14 protein-coding genes are annotated in these 15,014 nt (G+C 65.7%); 6 read left to right on the forward strand and 8 right to left on the reverse strand.

Features of this window, described 5'->3' with window-relative positions; all coding sequences use genetic code 11:
- Positions 1–69 precede the first annotated feature (69 nt).
- Positions 70–783, forward strand: coding sequence for a FadR/GntR family transcriptional regulator (locus tag RIL96_RS04690; protein WP_310547846.1), 714 nt, complete (start codon positions 70–72; stop codon positions 781–783).
- Positions 784–797: 14 nt separating this feature from the next.
- Here RIL96_RS04690 and fucP read toward each other — a convergent pair whose 3' ends face one another.
- The gene (gene fucP / locus RIL96_RS04695; protein ID WP_310547847.1) at positions 798–2,180 is read right to left on the reverse strand and encodes an L-fucose:H+ symporter permease; all 1,383 of its coding nucleotides are present in this window, start codon (positions 2,178–2,180) and stop codon (positions 798–800) included.
- Positions 2,181–2,494: 314 nt separating this feature from the next.
- On the opposite strand from fucP, the gene RIL96_RS04700 reads away from it, so the two are divergent.
- Both RIL96_RS04700 and RIL96_RS04705 read left to right on the forward strand, forming a co-directional pair.
- Complete coding sequence (locus tag RIL96_RS04700; protein ID WP_310547849.1) at positions 2,495–3,169, forward strand: DUF6318 family protein; 675 nt, start codon at positions 2,495–2,497, stop codon at positions 3,167–3,169.
- 446 nt (positions 3,170–3,615) lie between these two features.
- Positions 3,616–4,257, forward strand: a complete 642-nt coding sequence (locus tag RIL96_RS04705) for a hypothetical protein (RefSeq protein ID WP_310547850.1) — start codon at positions 3,616–3,618, stop codon at positions 4,255–4,257.
- A gap of 21 nt (positions 4,258–4,278) precedes the next feature.
- On the opposite strand, the gene RIL96_RS04710 is transcribed toward RIL96_RS04705, so the two are convergent.
- Complete coding sequence (locus RIL96_RS04710; protein ID WP_310547851.1) at positions 4,279–4,911, reverse strand: carbonic anhydrase; 633 nt, start codon at positions 4,909–4,911, stop codon at positions 4,279–4,281.
- On the reverse strand, positions 4,911–5,678 hold the full coding sequence (locus tag RIL96_RS04715) for a DUF4245 family protein (RefSeq protein ID WP_310547852.1): 768 nt from the start codon (positions 5,676–5,678) through the stop codon (positions 4,911–4,913). The genes RIL96_RS04710 and RIL96_RS04715 overlap by 1 nt, the downstream gene beginning before the upstream one ends.
- Before the next feature lie 83 nt (positions 5,679–5,761).
- On the opposite strand from RIL96_RS04715, the gene RIL96_RS04720 reads away from it, so the two are divergent.
- The gene (locus tag RIL96_RS04720; protein WP_310547853.1) at positions 5,762–6,484 is read left to right on the forward strand and encodes a TVP38/TMEM64 family protein; all 723 of its coding nucleotides are present in this window, start codon (positions 5,762–5,764) and stop codon (positions 6,482–6,484) included.
- 13 nt (positions 6,485–6,497) lie between these two features.
- Here the strand turns inward: RIL96_RS04720 and RIL96_RS04725 are convergent, their stop codons facing one another.
- The 5 genes from RIL96_RS04725 to RIL96_RS04745 all read right to left on the reverse strand — a co-directional run bounded on the left by RIL96_RS04725 (position 6,498) and on the right by RIL96_RS04745 (position 12,870).
- Positions 6,498–7,370, reverse strand: a complete 873-nt coding sequence (locus RIL96_RS04725; protein WP_310547854.1) for an HpcH/HpaI aldolase/citrate lyase family protein — start codon at positions 7,368–7,370, stop codon at positions 6,498–6,500.
- On the reverse strand, positions 7,367–7,882 hold the full coding sequence (locus tag RIL96_RS04730; protein ID WP_310547855.1) for a MaoC family dehydratase: 516 nt from the start codon (positions 7,880–7,882) through the stop codon (positions 7,367–7,369). Before RIL96_RS04730 ends, RIL96_RS04725 begins: the two co-directional genes overlap by 4 nt.
- A gap of 11 nt (positions 7,883–7,893) precedes the next feature.
- Positions 7,894–9,063, reverse strand: a complete 1,170-nt coding sequence (locus RIL96_RS04735; RefSeq protein WP_310547856.1) for an acyl-CoA dehydrogenase family protein — start codon at positions 9,061–9,063, stop codon at positions 7,894–7,896.
- Positions 9,064–9,068: 5 nt separating this feature from the next.
- A complete protein-coding gene (locus RIL96_RS04740; RefSeq protein WP_310547857.1) occupies positions 9,069–11,168 on the reverse strand; it encodes an acetyl/propionyl/methylcrotonyl-CoA carboxylase subunit alpha in 2,100 nt (699 codons plus the stop codon).
- 112 nt (positions 11,169–11,280) lie between these two features.
- The gene (locus RIL96_RS04745) at positions 11,281–12,870 is read right to left on the reverse strand and encodes a carboxyl transferase domain-containing protein (protein WP_310547922.1); all 1,590 of its coding nucleotides are present in this window, start codon (positions 12,868–12,870) and stop codon (positions 11,281–11,283) included.
- 214 nt (positions 12,871–13,084) lie between these two features.
- Between RIL96_RS04745 and RIL96_RS04750 the strand changes: the two genes are divergently transcribed.
- A complete protein-coding gene (locus RIL96_RS04750) occupies positions 13,085–13,810 on the forward strand; it encodes a TetR/AcrR family transcriptional regulator (RefSeq protein ID WP_310547858.1) in 726 nt (241 codons plus the stop codon).
- A complete protein-coding gene (locus RIL96_RS04755) occupies positions 13,791–14,951 on the forward strand; it encodes an acyl-CoA dehydrogenase family protein (protein ID WP_310547923.1) in 1,161 nt (386 codons plus the stop codon). The genes RIL96_RS04750 and RIL96_RS04755 overlap by 20 nt, the downstream gene beginning before the upstream one ends.
- Positions 14,952–15,014: the final 63 nt, after the last annotated feature.

Genomic DNA, 15,014 nt, shown 5'->3' on the forward strand with positions numbered 1-15,014 from the left:
AGTCTACTATTCGCTTGTGTCATCCCCGTCGGCTCCGGCCGAGGGTCATCGCCTGTGGAGGAGGAGCCGGTGAGTCAGCAGAGTGTCCCGTCGGAATCAGGCCGCCGGCCGTCCCAGCACGACGTCGTCGTCCAGGGGATCCAAGGGATGATCGTCAGTGGGGAGATCAGCCCCGGGGAGAGGCTGCCCGTCGAGCCGGAGCTCGCCGAACGCTTCGAGGTCTCCCGCGGCTCCCTCAGGGAGGGTGTTCGAGCCCTGGTGGCGATGGGCATCCTGGAGACCCGCCAAGGGTCCGGGACCACGGTGACCTCCCTGGATCCGCATCTGCTGCTGCAGCCTCTGGTGTTCTGGACCAGCATCCAGGGCGGGAAGTCCTCACAGGATCTGCACACGGTGCGCCGGTCCCTGGAGGTCGAATCCGCCGGTATCGCTGCTGTGCGCCGCTCTGAGGAGGACGTGGAGGGGCTGCGTGACCTGTTGGAGACCGCGGAGCCGGCCATCCGCGACGTCGACCACGAGGCGGCCCTGGCAGTGGATCTGGAATTCCATCTCCGGCTGGCGGAGCTTTCTCGGAACCCCATCCTCACTGCGTTGCTGGACGCGCTCTCGCGGCCGACGCTGCGGATGCGTATGTGGCAGTCGATCCACCGTTCGGGGCGGCTGGAGATCACCCACCACGAGCACCGAGCGGTGCTCAACGCCGTGGCGGCCGGTGATCCCGTCTCCGCGCGGGCGGCGATGCATACCCACCTCGCGCAGGTCGCCGTCGACCTGGAGGACTAGCCCCTGCTGGAGGATCACTCCCTGGGCGAGTCGAGGCCGGCGGACTCCGCCTCGGCCGGTGGTTCCTCGCTGGCCAGCGGTGCGACCTTCAGCACGTAGAACCCGTAGGCCACGATCACCAGGAAGCAGACGGTCACCACCAGGTAGCTCACCTGTGCCGAGGAGATGTCGATGACCCATCCCTGGATCAGCGGCACCAGCGCGCCGCCGACGATGGCCATGACCAGTCCGGCCGCACCGTACTTGGTGTCCGGGCCGAGTCCCTGCAGGGCGATGCCGTAGATGGTCGGGAAGAGCAGCGAGATGCAGGCGCTGAGCAGCACGATGGCCACGGCGCCGATGATGTTGCCGGAGACCACGGCGATCACGGAGAGCCCGACGCCGACGATGCACATGATGGTCATCAGGCGGCGCGGGTCGAAGCGGCCCATCAGGGCGACCATGACGAAGCGGGAGACCAGGAAGACCAGCAGCGAGGCCTGCAGCCAGTATCCGGCGACGGTGGCGTCGGCGCCGATGTTCTCCATCATGTAGTGCAGGGTGAAGGTCCAGATGCAGGTCTGGGCGGCGATGTTGAAGAACTGGGCGATCACGCCGAAGGAGTAGCGGCGGTTCTTCATCAGGCGTACCAGCCGGTTGCCGGGGAGTACCTGGGCCTCGCCCTTGGGGTCGGCCATCAGGGGGCGGTGCTTGGGTAGGCGGGCCATGCCGATGGCGATGGCCAAGGCGATGTAGAGCAGGGCGAGGACGATGTAGGGGCCCATGACGGCCTGGAGCTCTGCCGACTGCATGGTCTCCAGCTCGGACTGGGTGAGCGCGGCGCGGTCTTCGGCGGTGGCCGGGTTGACGTGGGGAAGGATGAAGATCGCCGCGAGCAGCACCCCGAGGTTCGAGCCGACCGGGTTGAAGGCTTGGGCGAAGTTCAGCCGCCGGGTGGCGTTGTGCTCCGGCCCCATGGCCATGACGAAGGGGTTCGCCGAGGTCTCCAGGATCGAGAGGCCTGCGGCGAGGGTGAACAGGGCGATGAGGAACATCGTGTAGGTCATCACCTGGGAGGCCGGGAAGAAGAGGAGGCCTCCGGTGGCGGCCAGCAGCAGTCCGATGAGGACGCCGCCCTTATACCCGAGTTGGGCGTTGATCCACGCGGCGGGGATCGCCAGCGCGAAGTAGGCGCCGTAGTAGGCGAACTGGACCAGCGAGGACTGCAGCGCGCTCATAGAGAACACTGAGCCGAAGACGGAGACGAGGGGATCGGTGAGGTTTCCGGCGAGGCCCCAGGCGGCGAAGCAGGCCACGATCAGAATGAACGGCACCTTCAGGCCCGGATGGAGGAAGGCCCGGGACTTTTCGGTGTCTGAGGCGGGTGGTGGTGACTCGACGCTGGGGTGAGTGGTCACTGCGCGGCTCCTTCAGCAAAGGGCGAGACTCAACAAAATTGATCGGATGAATTGGATCTGAGCTGAGACGTTACTCGACTGCGACAGATATGGCAAGCGTCACATCTATCAAGGGCAGAGTGTCTGTGCTCCGGCGTTTCTCCACAGGTCAGGTGCCTGCGATGGAACCGGGGTGTCGGGTGTGGTCACACTCTTCGGCGGTATTGACACAGAACCTACGTGAGCACAGATGTGACTGGCTTGGGGGATGGATGACTGAGGAAAGCGCTGCTGTGAGGGGAACTCGTGGCAGAGGGCGTCAGGAGACGCGGACTATGACCTGGCGGCTGCGCACCGCGGCATCGGCTGTAGCGCTGGGCCTACTACTGATCAGCTGCGGGGATGAAGGCGAACCCGATGAAAGTGATGCTGAGTCCACCGCGCCTGCCGAAGCGGTTGATGAGGACTCGGTTGAAGATGATGCCGCTGAAGAGCGCTCAGACGACGAAGACAGCAGTGACGATGGCGCTGATTCTCGTGAGCCTGTTCCGGCGTCTTCTAGTGGTCCGGCAGAGAACTGGCCCGAACCGGAGAAACCCGATGCCATGTTCGAAGACACCGAAGAGGGCGCTGTGGCAGCGCTGGAGTATTGGTGGGCAGGACTTCACCACGCGCGCAACACGGGTGATACGGGCCCTGTTCGGGAGGTGTCGGGAGAAGACTGCGCGATCTGCAAGAACGAGATCGATGTGACGACAGAAGTATACGAACAGGACGCGTGGTGGGTGCAGGACGAATATTCAGTGAACATGACAGACATCTGGGGCGATACGGATGAGATCGTCGTCGTCGCGTTCTCTCTGACGTCTGGTGCGTTCGAGTCGTATACGGACCAGGGCCTTCAAGAAGAGGTCGAAGGACAATCTGATCTGAGTATGGAGGCCGATCTTGCCTTCGATGGTCAGTGGTCAGTCCTGCAGTTGGAGATCATGGACGAGCCTGAAGAATGATCGAGATGTTGGCCTTCGTACTGTCGGTCTCTTTGTCGCCGGAGTCTGTCTTCGACAGCCATCGTGCCGATATCGATGACAGAAATGTGCGTATCGAAGTTGAGCGCGAGGAAGTTCCCAGACCGCCTCAGACTCAGGACAGCGGGGCAGGGGGCGCCGAAGACCATGAACGGCAGAATGTTCGCACCGAGATTTCCGGGTCACCGTCTGAGGCGGCACCTGAAGACACATCCTTCGAGGTAGATGCCCGTCCTAACGCTGAGCTGGAGGAACCTGGTGATTATGAGCCACCAGCTCCTGCGGCTCCTGAGCTAGGGGAGTCAGAGCCTGGAGCGCAGGATTCTGAAGTTCCGGAAGTGGAGACCGGTTTCGATTTTGCAGGTACGGTCTTCGGCGAGTCGGCAGGTTCTGCGTTGTTCCGAGGCTTGGACGGCGGTGGAGCTCCGGTGTCGGTTCCTGCACCGGCCGGGACACCTGTCACGGAGGAGAACGTGGCCGCCTACGTCAGGGACGCCGTGCAGGTCAGCGAAGGGTTCGCGGAGTTGGGGATGGAGCCGGCCTCGGTGGAGTTCGAGCCCGATCTGCTCGGGTTTGGATATGTCGATCGCCATACCAATATCTATGCTGAGGTCGATCAGCAGACGGTCACTCAGGAAGTCCTGGGGGAGCAGGTCGAGATCCGAGCGACCCCGACAGAGTTTCATTGGGACTATGGTGACGGGGCCACGGCGGCCACTTCTGAGTCGGGTGGTCCCTTGCCGGAGGTTGGGCCCGGCGGTGAGCCGGTGAACCTGACTGATACCGAGACTGTGACCTCACACGTGTATACCGAGACGGGCAGGTTCCCGGTGACGGTGACAACGGAGTTCGTGGCCGAGTTCCGTCTCGAGGGTGAGGACTGGACCGAGATCGAGGGCACGGCCGTATTGGAGTCGTCACCGGGCGAGGCTGACATCTGGCGAGCCTCGAGCCGGCACGTCTCCGGCGAATGCGAGCACCAGGACCAATGGGGCTGCGACGGACCGGTGGAGCTGGAAGACGGCGACGAGCCGCCCGAGATCCTCCGGGACGACCGCCCCGGCGACTGACCGGACGGAGGTGAGTGCGGCTCAGACCTCGCCGAGAGAGGAGACGACGTCGGCGCGACCTTCAGCGAGCCGGTAGGTGACCCCCATGATCGCCACGCGCCCTTCCTGCATAGCCGTATGCAGCACCCGGGAGCTGTCGACGATCCGGTCGGCAGTCTGCTTGACGTGCTCCTCGACCGTGTCATTGACCGATTCGAAACCGTTGCGCCGGGCGTGCAGCACCGAGGGAGTGATGCGCTCGACCAGGCTGCGCACATAGCCCGGAGGAGTGGTGCCCGAAGAGGTCGCCTCGATGGTTGCTTTCACAGCACCGCAGGAGTCATGGCCCAGCACGACGATCAGCGGCGTCTTCAACTCCTCCACTGAGAACTCCAGGGAACCCAGCACCGCATCGTCGATCACCTGACCGGCGGTGCGTACGACGAAGACATCACCCAACCCGACGTCGAAGATGATCTCTGCGGCTAAGCGCGAGTCGGAGCAGCCGAAGATCACCGCCATCGGGTGCTGGGATTCAGTCAATGAACTGCGCCGCTCGGCGTTCTGGTTCGGGTGATCCACCGCCCCTGATACGAACCGCTCATTGCCGCTGCGCAGGATCTCCCACACATCAGCCGGTGCCAAAGGCTCGATGGAGCCGGGCTGCTGGGTCATCAGTCCTCCTCTGGGACCTCCGACTCCACGACGTCTTCGCCGTCAGCGGCCCCGTCTTCGTCGCCGTCGAGTTCCACCTCCTGGCCGAGGGACTCGACCACCGCCTCCATCCCGGAGGCCACCTCCTCCTCAGAGGCATCGGTGTTGATCACCACAGTAGTGCCATCGACCTCATTGGCGTCACCCTCCAGCACGAAATAGCGCCGCTCATCCTCACCCTCAAAGGCATCGAACTCGACATCGGCGTACTCGGTAGTGCCTGCCGGGGAGGCATTGGCGATCTCGGCGCTCAACCACGTCGGGTTCGCATGGTCGGTCTGGGTGAAGCCGAAGAACGACACCTCATCGGTGGTGTACCCGGCCTCCCAATACGGCACGCCGTGTTCTCCCGAGCCCTCCCAGCGGGCGTAGTTCGCGGTCCATCCTTCGGCGACCTCAGGCGCGATCGGGGTGAAATCCGCAGTCCCAGCGGCGAAATATGCCTCGGCGACGACGTCTTCATCACGCTGATGCTCATCCGGGGTCGGCTCCGGGTTCATCATCAGAAACGCACCCACAGCAGCGAAGGTGACCACCACGGTCACCACCATCCCGACCAACGGCTGACGCAGACGGGTGACCTGGGATTGGGTCAGCTGCGGTGTGGGCTGCTCATCCTCTGACGCCGACTCATCCTCTGAGGCCGACGGCTCAGATCCCTCAGGGGTCGGCTCAGGAGAGGCTTCGGCGTGCGGTTCATCAGGCTCAGGGGTACGGGACTCGTTCACCCGGGTATTCTCTCAGAACACCGGCTGCCCGGCAGACCGCGTATCACTCGTGCCCCGGCTGGCCTGCCGCCTACAGTAGTGGGGTGAGCGATACCCCTCGAGAAGATCAGCGGTCCGCCGTCGACGCCGACGGCCCCGCCTGGGGCACCGTCCTGCGCGGAGCGGGGCTGCTCCTCCTGGCCCTGGGGATGGTCTGGGTCGCCTTCAACGTCAGCCTGCCGTCTTTGGGCACGTTGCGTGCTTGGATCGAATCGCTGGGCTGGGGCGCACGGTTCGGGTTCGTCGGCCTCAACGCGGTGATCGCCATGACCCCGATCCCGGTCTCCATCATGGCGATCACCGGGGGAGTGCTCTTCGGCGTCGTCGAGGGCAGCATCCTCTCCGTCATCGGCGTGATGATCGGCTGCTGGGGTGCGTATTGGGCAGCCCGCGGGCTCGGCCACGAGACCATCTCCAGACTGCTCGGCAGCTATGGGCCTCGTGTGGAGAAGCACCTCTCCGAAGCCGGATTCCAAGCGGTGTTCATGCTGCGACTGCTGCCCGGTCTGCCGTATTGGCCGCTGAACTACGGGGCAGGTGCCTTCGGGGTCGGGCAGCGCGACTTCGTGGTCGCCTCACTGATCGCCTCGGTCCCGGGGCAAGCCTCCCTCGTAGCCATCGGCGCGTTCGTCTCCGCTCCAGAACTGCTCAGCGGCATCGCTGTCGCGGTGGCCTGGACAGTGGTGATCGTGATGACAGTCTGGGCCTACCGCGCCTGGCGCGGTACCTCACAGCGACCGCTGCCCGGCTCCCAGCACCACCGGTGACACCGGGAACCGTTCAGTCGGCTCCGGTGGCCTCGGCGCGCTGAACCACTCGCTCAGCGTGCCGGATCAGCGGCGCATCGACCATCGCCCCGCGAAACTGGAAGGCACCCCCGTGCTGGGAGACCTCTTCGAGCAGTGCCCGAGCGTGCTCCAGTTCCTCCTCAGTGGGCGCGTAGGCGCTGCGGATCACCGTCACCTGGGAGGGATGGATGCAGGCCTTGGCCGCGAACCCGCTGCCCACCGCATCAGCGGATTCAGCGGCGAGACCGTCGACGTCGGCGATGTCAGCATAGATCGCATCGATGCCCGCCGCGCCGTACGCCGCAGCAGCCAACAGCACACGGGACCGGGCCTGACGTGCCACGTCACGGTAGGTGCCATCCGGAAGCCGGGAGGAGCTGCCGCCGATGGAGGCGATGAGGTCCTCCGCCCCCCACATCAGGGCCACCGTGGCCGGATGCGCCGCGATCTCCTCCGCTGCGACCACCCCGGCCGCCGTCTCACATAGGGCGATGACCCCGACACCTCCCAACACTGAGGCCACCTGGGCGACATCCTCAGCTGATTCGGTCTTGGCGAGCATCACGAACTCCACTCCGGTGCCCACGAGCATCTGCAGGTCTGCGGCCAGCTCCCCAGAATCACCGGCATTGACTCGCACCACGGTGCGGTGCCGCAATTCCCGGTCCCGGCCAGCTGGACCGTCCACACCGAAGTGGGCAGCCAGATGCGCACGTGCCGCTGATTTATCAGAGGCTGCGACAGCATCCTCGAGATCCAGGATCACGGCATCGGCGCGCTCAGCGGCCTTGGCGAACCGTTCCGGGCGATCACCCGGACAGAACAGCAGGCTCGGTCCCAGGTCGAACGGCGGTCGATCGGTCATGAGGCTCCCTTCGGTGCGGCCGCAGACTCCCAGAGCATCACATGACGGACACACTCGGCCACCACAGTGCCCTCCTGGTTCCGTCCGATGTGCCGCACCGTCACGATCCCCTGGCCTGGCCGCGATGCTGACGCGCGCTTCTCCAGGATCTCCGACTCCGAGTACAGGGTGTCCCCGTGGTAGAGAGGATGCGGGAACTTCACAGTGTCGAAGCCCAGGTTCGCCACGATCGTGCCCTGAGTGAGCTGGGCGACCGAAGCGCCGACCAGCGTGGCCAGCGTGAACATGGAGTTCACCAGCGGCTGCCCGAACGGCTGCGAAGCTGACCAGTGGGCGTCCAAGTGCAGAGACTGGGTGTTCATCGTCATCGTGGTGAACGAGACATTGTCAGATTCGGTCACCGTGCGCCCGGGCGCGTGCCGGTACACGGTGCCCACCTCGATCTCATCGAAGTACAGGCCCCGCTGGACGATGACCTTCGACGGCTCGTTGCTCTCCGCGTGTCCATTCATCGCGTATCCTCTCAGAGCAGGCCCAGGCTGCGGGCGATGAGCATCAGCTGCACCTCAGTGGTGCCCTCACCGACCTCCAGGATCTTCGAATCCCGGTAATGCCGGGAGACCACGAACTCGTTGATGAATCCGTAGCCGCCGAACACCTGGGTGGCATCGCGGGCATTGTCCATCGCCGCCTCACCGGCGATCAGCTTCGCGATGGCGGCTTCGGTCTTGAAGGGAAGCCCCGCGTTCATCTTCGCCGCCGCATCGTAATAGGCCAGCCGTGCCGAGTGGGCGCGGGCCTGCATCCGGGCGATCTTGAAGGAGATGGCCTGGTTCTTCGCGATCGGCGCCCCGAAGGTCTCCCGCTCCTTCGCGTAGCGCACCGACTCATCGACACAGCCCTGAGCCGCGCCGGTGGCCAGGGCCGCGATCGCGATCCGCCCCTCGTCGAGGATCCCCAGGAAGTTCGCATAGCCACGGCCACGCTCACCCAGCAGGTTCTCCTCCGGTACCCGCACGTCCTTCAGCGTCAGCGGGTGAGTATCCGAGGCGTTCCACCCGACCTTGTCGTAGGCCGGCTCGGCGGTGAAGCCTTCAGTGTCGGTGGGGACCAAGAGGGTGGAGATCTCCTTCTTCACGGAGCCGTCCTCGCGGGTTTGCTCACCGGTGACCGCGGTGACGGTGACCAGGGTGGAGATATCGGTGCCGGAATTGGTGATGAACTCCTTGGTCCCGTTGATCACCCACTGACCGTCCTCCAGCACCGCCTTGGTCCGGGTGCCGCCGGCATCGGAACCGGCCTCCGCCTCGGTGAGGCCGAACCCAGCCAGCTGCTCGGCGCTGGTCAGCTTCGGCAGCCAGGCCTGCTTCTGCTCCTCGGTGCCGTAACGGTAGATCGGCATCGCGCCCAAAGAGACTCCGGCCTCCAATGTGATGGCCACCGACTGGTCGACCTTCGCCAGCTCCTCCAGCGCCAGGCAGAGATGGAAATAGTCTCCTCCCTGACCGCCGTACTCCTCGGGGAAGGGAAGCCCGAACAGGCCCATCTCGCCCATCTGGGAGATGACCTCATAAGGGAACGAATGTTCGTGGTCATGCTGGGCGGAGACCGGGGCGACCACCTCCCGGGTGAACTCACGCACCGCCTCCACCAGCGCCTGCTGCTCCTCGTCGAGCTGGAACTCTGCCGTCATCGTCCTCATGCCTCTCTCTCGTGCGAGCCGTCGGATTCCTCCGCCGGCCCACCTGATGCTTCTGCTGTCTGGTCTGCCTCGGCCACCTCGACGGCGGCCAGCACCTGTCCGCGGCTGACGGTCTCCCCGACGTCGACGCTGATCCGTACGATGCCGTCCATCGGCGCGGTGAGCCGGTGTTCCATCTTCATCGCCTCGATCGTGACCAGCCCTGCACCGGCGCTGACCGTCTCCCCGGAGGCGGCCTCCACGGCGACCACAGTTCCCGGCAGCGGCGCGGTTACCTCAGGGGCGGCGGTCACCTGTTCGGCCTCGAGCTGGGCCAACCGTCCCAGCGTCTGGGCCCTGCGGTCCAGAACGGTCAGCATCCCGGAGAAATCCGCGGACCAGGCCCACACCTCGGCTCCCTCAGGACCAGTGGCTCCGCGGACGAACACATAAGGCATTGAGGTGCCGTCCCTGCTGAGGCGCACCACCCGGCCGGCTCCCTCCGGCCCGGCGCTGTCGAGGATGCCGGTGGTCGGGCTTGCGGGGCCGAGGTCCTCCACCTGTGAGGACCCGTTCAGCAACACGGAATAGGTGACCGGCGGGGCTTCTGGTGACGCGGGGGTGTAGCGGACCAGATACGACGGGCACGCGGAGCCTCCAGTTCGCCAGCCGTCATGCCGCCATCCCGCCGGTCCCGGGCCGACAGCGGCCGCCTGATCCTCGCCGAAGACCCACAGTGCGGCGGCCTCGGCGAGCTGGGCGTCCGGCTCCGGGGCAGCCATCTGCGGGACCATCCGGTCGATCATCGTGGTGTCCATCCGCCCGGCTCGGACGTCAGGATCGGCGGCCAAGGAACGCAGGAAGGACAGATTCGTCTCGACACCGAGTACGACGGTCTCGCCCAGTGCATGCTCCAACCGGGCGAAAGCCTGCTCGCGGTCGGCTCCCCAGGTGATGATCTTCGCCAGCATCGGATCATAGTCAGTGCCGATCACCGTGCCCGTCCGCAGCCCGGAGTCCACCCGGACGCCCTCGCCCGAGGGCTCACGCAGCGCCAGCACGGTGCCCGTGCTGGGCAGGAACCCTGCCTCCGGCACCTCTGAATACACCCGGGCCTCCACTGAATGCCCGTGGAGGACGATGTCGTCCTGGGTCAGCGTCATAGGGAGTCCGGCGGCGATCCGGATCTGCTGCTCCACCAGGTCAACACCGGTGACCTGCTCCGTCACGGGGTGTTCGACCTGCAGGCGAGTGTTCATCTCCATGAAGTAGAACCGCTCCGGGTCCTCGTCCGAGACCAAGAACTCCACGGTCCCCGCGCCCCGGTAGTCGACGCTGCGCGCAGTGTCGCAAGCTGCTTGACCGATGCGCTCGCGGGTCTCAGCGTCCAGCAGGGAGGACGGGGCCTCCTCGACGACCTTCTGGTGCCGCCTCTGCAGAGAGCATTCGCGTTCCCCCAGATGCACCACGGAGCCGTGGGCATCGGCGAGGACCTGGACTTCGATATGCCGCGGAGAACGGATGAGCTGCTCGATCAGCAGCGAGTCGTCGCCGAAGGAGGACGCCGCCACCCGACGGGCGGTCTTCAGCATCTCGGGGAGGTCCTCGGGGCGCTCGACCACATGCATACCCTTGCCGCCGCCACCGGCGGAAGGTTTGATCAGCAGCGGGTAGGTCATCGCCGCGACGGCGGCGATAAGCGCCTCATCGTCCAGCCCCGGCTCGGAGATACCGTCGGCCATGGGGACCCCGGCCTCGGCGACGTGGTTCTTCGAGCGGATCTTATCGCCCATGACCTCCAGGGCGTGGGCGTCCGGGCCGATGAACGCCAGCCCCGCCTCCGTGCAGGCCCGGGCGAAGGCGACATTCTCCGAGAGGAACCCGTAGCCAGGGTGGATCGCCTCCGCCCCGGTGCGCCGAGCGGCCTCGATGACCGCCTCGATATCCAGGTATGACTCTGCGGCAGCCGCCGGGCCGACGCAGACCGAGACGTCGGCCATGCGCACATGCCTGGCCCCGGCGTCAGCCTCAGAATGGATCGCCACCGCGGTGACGCCGAGCCGGTGCAGCGTCTCGATCACCCGGCAGGCGATCTCTCCGCGATTGGCGATCAGCACAGTCGAGAACAGGCCGCGTGGTGCCTGTGATGGTGCCGCCTGGGATGCCGGCGCCTGTGATGGGGGTGCAGTTAATGGGGTGGAAGGGTCGCTCGTCGTGGTCACCGGTGCCTCACATCCTGAACAGGCCGAAGCCGGGGTCGGGGAGTTCGGTCCGCGAGCAGGTCTCCAGAGCCATCGCCAGCACCCGTCGAGTGTCGGCAGGATCTATGATCCCGTCGTCCCAGAGCCTTGCGGTCGAGTAATAGGGGATGCCCTGCTCCTCATACTTCTCACGGATCGGCGCCTTGAAGGCCTCCTCATCCTCGGAGGACCATTCCTCACCGGCGGCCTCGAGCTGGTCCCGGCGGACGGTGGCCAGAACGGAGGAGGCCTGCTGCCCGCCCATCACCGATATCCGGGCGTTGGGCCACATGAACAGGAACCGTGGCGAGTAGGCCCGTCCGCACATCGAGTAGTTGCCCGCCCCGAAGGACCCGCCGATGATGACAGTGATCTTGGGCACCCGGGTGGTGGAGACGGCGGTGACCATCTTCGCGCCGTTCTTCGCGATGCCGCCGGCCTCGTACTCCCGGCCGACCATGAACCCGGAGATGTTCTGCAGGAACAGCAGCGGGATGCCGCGCTGGTCGCACAGCTCGATGAAATGCGCACCCTTGAGGGAGGATTCGGAGAACAGGATGCCGTTATTGGCCACGATCCCCACCGGATGGCCGTCGATATGCGCGAAACCGGTCACCAGAGTGGTGCCGTAGTCGCGCTTGAACTCGTGGAAGGCGCCGTCGTCGACGATCCGGGCGATCACCTCGTGGACGTCATAGGGGCGGTTCACATCGGTGGGGATGATCCCGTAGAGCTCCTCAGCCGCGCGCCGGGGCTCCAACGGCTCACGGACCGGCCAGGCTCGCGGCCCAGGGGCCGGCAGCGTGGCGACGATATCGCGCAGGATCTGCAGGGCATGGTCATCGTCCTCGGCGATATGGTCAGCGACCCCGGACTCTGAGGTGTGGACCTTCGCCCCGCCGAGCTCTTCAGCGGTGACCACCTCGCCCGTGGCGCTCTTCACCAGCGGCGGGCCGCCCAGGAAGATGGTGCCCTGGTTGCGGACGATGATGGACTCATCACTCATCGCCGGGACATAGGCGCCGCCGGCGGTGCAGGAGCCCAGGACGGCCGCCAGCTGCGGGATGCCCTGCGCGGAGAGCCGGGACTGGTTGTAGAAGATGCGGCCGAAATGCTCACGGTCCGGGAACACCTCGTCCTGCATCGGCAGGAACGCCCCGCCGGAGTCGACCAGGTAGAGGCAGGGCAGCCGGTTCTCCTCAGCGATCTGCTGGGCGCGCAGATGCTTCTTCACCGTCATCGGGAAATAGGTGCCGCCCTTGACCGTGGAATCATTGCAGACCACCATCACCTGCCGCCCGTGGACCAGCCCGATGCCGACGATGAGACCGGCACCGGGGCTGGCGTCATCGTAGAGGCCGTCGGCGGCCAGGGCGCTGATCTCGAGGAACGGGCTGCCCGCGTCGAGCAGGCGCTCCACGCGCTCGCGGGGGAGCAGGCGGCCGCGCTCGATGTGGCGGCGCCGTGACTTCTCCGGCCCCCCGAGGGCGGCCTGATCCAGTTTCTTCTGCAGCTCAGCGGCCAGCGCGCGGTTCGTCTCTGCGTTGGCGCCGAACTCCTCGGAGCGGGTGTCGGTCATGCCGGAGAGGATCTCCATAGGGTGGGTCATCCTCCACTGGGTCGTGAGATGGGCGGGTGTCCTGAGATGAGGTTCGGGCTGGCCGTGGCTGGATCGATCATGAACGGTGATGTGACCGGGGCTGTACGGATCGTGCCCGGAGGCGTAGATTTGAGTTGATCGATTTGAGTTAATCATCGTTCACTCAAGTCCAACCTAGTGGGGGAGGTCACAGATGTCCAGAGCGGAGACGGTCGACTTCTCGGCCTCCGGTCCGGCGGAGATCGACTACCCCGCAGCCCTGACCCGGCGGCAGGCGGAGAAGGCACAGCGTCGTCGTGATCTCCTCGCCGCCGCGGGGCGGCTTTTCGGCCGTTATGGGTACAACGCGGTGGCTCTGGACGAGATCGGCAGTGAGGTAGGGGTCTCCGGTCAGGCGATCTACCGGCATTTCGCCGGAAAGCAGGATCTGCTGGGTCAGCTGCTGCTCGGTGTCTCAGAGCGGCTGCTCGACGCCGGTCGGACCATCCGCGGGCAGGAGTCTGATCCGGCGGCACGGCTGGATCGGCTGATCGCCCATCAGGTGGATTTCGCTCTGGAGAGCCCGGACGTCATCCGCATCCATGAGCAGGAGCTGCTGCGTTTGGGTGACAACGATCGACGCCGTGTGCGGCGGATGCAGCGTGAGTACGTCGATATCTGGTCCGCCGCGCTGCGCCAGCTCCACCCCGAGGCAGGCGCATTGGAGCTGCGCACCCGGGTGCATGCGGTGTTCGGGCTGATCAACTCGACAGAGCATTCGATGCGGCACTTACGCCAGGCGGGCGGTCAGGAGGCCGGCGAGAGCGCACGGCTGCTGCGGTCGATGGCCCGTGCCGCGATCCACGCCGATGACGGTCATGGCAGACAGAGCAGTCATCAGAGACAGGAGAGGGATGAGCATGTTCACCGGCTTCTATGAGGAGATCCACGAGGAGTTCCGCGAGGTCGTCCGCGAGTTCGTCGCCCGCGAGGTGACGCCTCACTACCGGCGCTGGGATGCCGAGCATCGCATGGACCGCAGCGTATGGGAGTCGGCCGCTGAGAACGGTCTGCTCGGGCTGGCGGTGCCGGAGGAGCACGGCGGTATGGGGCTGGATGACTACCGGTACCGGATGGTCCTGGACGAGGAGCTGGCCCGGGCTGATGCCCTGGCCGTGGCGTTGGCCTTCCACCTCCATGACGACTGGGTGCTCCCGGCGGTGATGACTTACGGCACTCCGGAGCAGAAGGAGGCGTGGCTGCCCCGATTCATCGATGGCTCCTTCGTCACTTCCGTGGCGTGGACGGAGCCCGGAGCCGGCTCTGACCTGCGTGCTGTGCGGACCAAGGCTGTCCGCGATGGCGAGGGGTACCTGCTCACCGGTCAGAAGACCTTCATCGGCAACGGCATTACCGGTGACGGGGCACTGGTGCTCGCGCGCACTGATGGGTCCTCCGGCCGCGGGGCGGAGGACTCGTTCTCGCTGTTCCTGGTGGAGAAGGAGGGCAACCCGGGGTACCGGGCAGGGAATCAGCTCGACAAGATGGGGCTGAAGGCCTCTGACACGGCAGAGCTGTTCTTCGATGAGGTGCGGGTGCCGCTGCGGAATCGCCTGGGTCAGGAGGGGCAGGGGCTGGAGATGATCAAGCACCTGCTGCCTCAGGGCCGGCTGGCCGTCGCGGCGGCCTCGGTGGTGGTCAGTGGGCAGGTGCTCCAGGACACTGTGCAGTACGTGAAGGACCGGAGCACTTTCGATGCTGCGCTGACCGAGTATCAGAACACCCGGTTCCGCCTGGCGGAGCAGCAGGTCACCCTCGAGGCGACCCAGCACTATGTGGCAGAAGCGGTGCGCCGGTTCAATGCCGGTGAGCTCGACGTCGTCGCCGCCTCCAAGGCCAAGATGTGGGCCTCCGAACGGGCCAAAGAGGCTGCTGATATCTGCCTGCAGTTGCATGGGGGCTACGGATACATCCTGGAGTATCCGGTGGCTCAGGCGTATCTGGCGGTGCGGCTGCTGACGATCTTCGGCGGTACGTCGGAGATCCTGCGGGAGACGGTGGCGGCGCAGATGCTCAGTTGAGCGGCGGGTCTCCGCCCCGCAGGCGCGAGATGCTGTTGTGAGCTGGGTCACCTGATGCTACGT

Origin of the sequence: Nesterenkonia aerolata (assembly GCF_031470965.1) — a bacterium.
Taxonomy (GTDB): domain Bacteria; phylum Actinomycetota; class Actinomycetes; order Actinomycetales; family Micrococcaceae; genus Nesterenkonia; species Nesterenkonia aerolata.

Coding starts and splice junctions, on each gene's coding strand:
- RIL96_RS04700 (WP_310547849.1), top strand. CDS start 2,495: ATGACCTGGCGGCTGCGCACCGCGGCATCGGCTGTAGCGCTGGGCCTA.
- RIL96_RS04710 (WP_310547851.1), bottom strand. CDS start 4,911: ATGACCCAGCAGCCCGGCTCCATCGAGCCTTTGGCACCGGCTGATGTG.
- RIL96_RS04725 (WP_310547854.1), bottom strand. CDS start 7,370: ATGACCGATCGACCGCCGTTCGACCTGGGACCGAGCCTGCTGTTCTGT.
- RIL96_RS04730 (WP_310547855.1), bottom strand. CDS start 7,882: ATGAATGGACACGCGGAGAGCAACGAGCCGTCGAAGGTCATCGTCCAG.
- RIL96_RS04735 (WP_310547856.1), bottom strand. CDS start 9,063: ATGACGGCAGAGTTCCAGCTCGACGAGGAGCAGCAGGCGCTGGTGGAG.
- RIL96_RS04745 (WP_310547922.1), bottom strand. CDS start 12,870: ATGACCGACACCCGCTCCGAGGAGTTCGGCGCCAACGCAGAGACGAAC.
- RIL96_RS04750 (WP_310547858.1), top strand. CDS start 13,085: ATGTCCAGAGCGGAGACGGTCGACTTCTCGGCCTCCGGTCCGGCGGAG.
- RIL96_RS04755 (WP_310547923.1), top strand. CDS start 13,791: ATGTTCACCGGCTTCTATGAGGAGATCCACGAGGAGTTCCGCGAGGTC.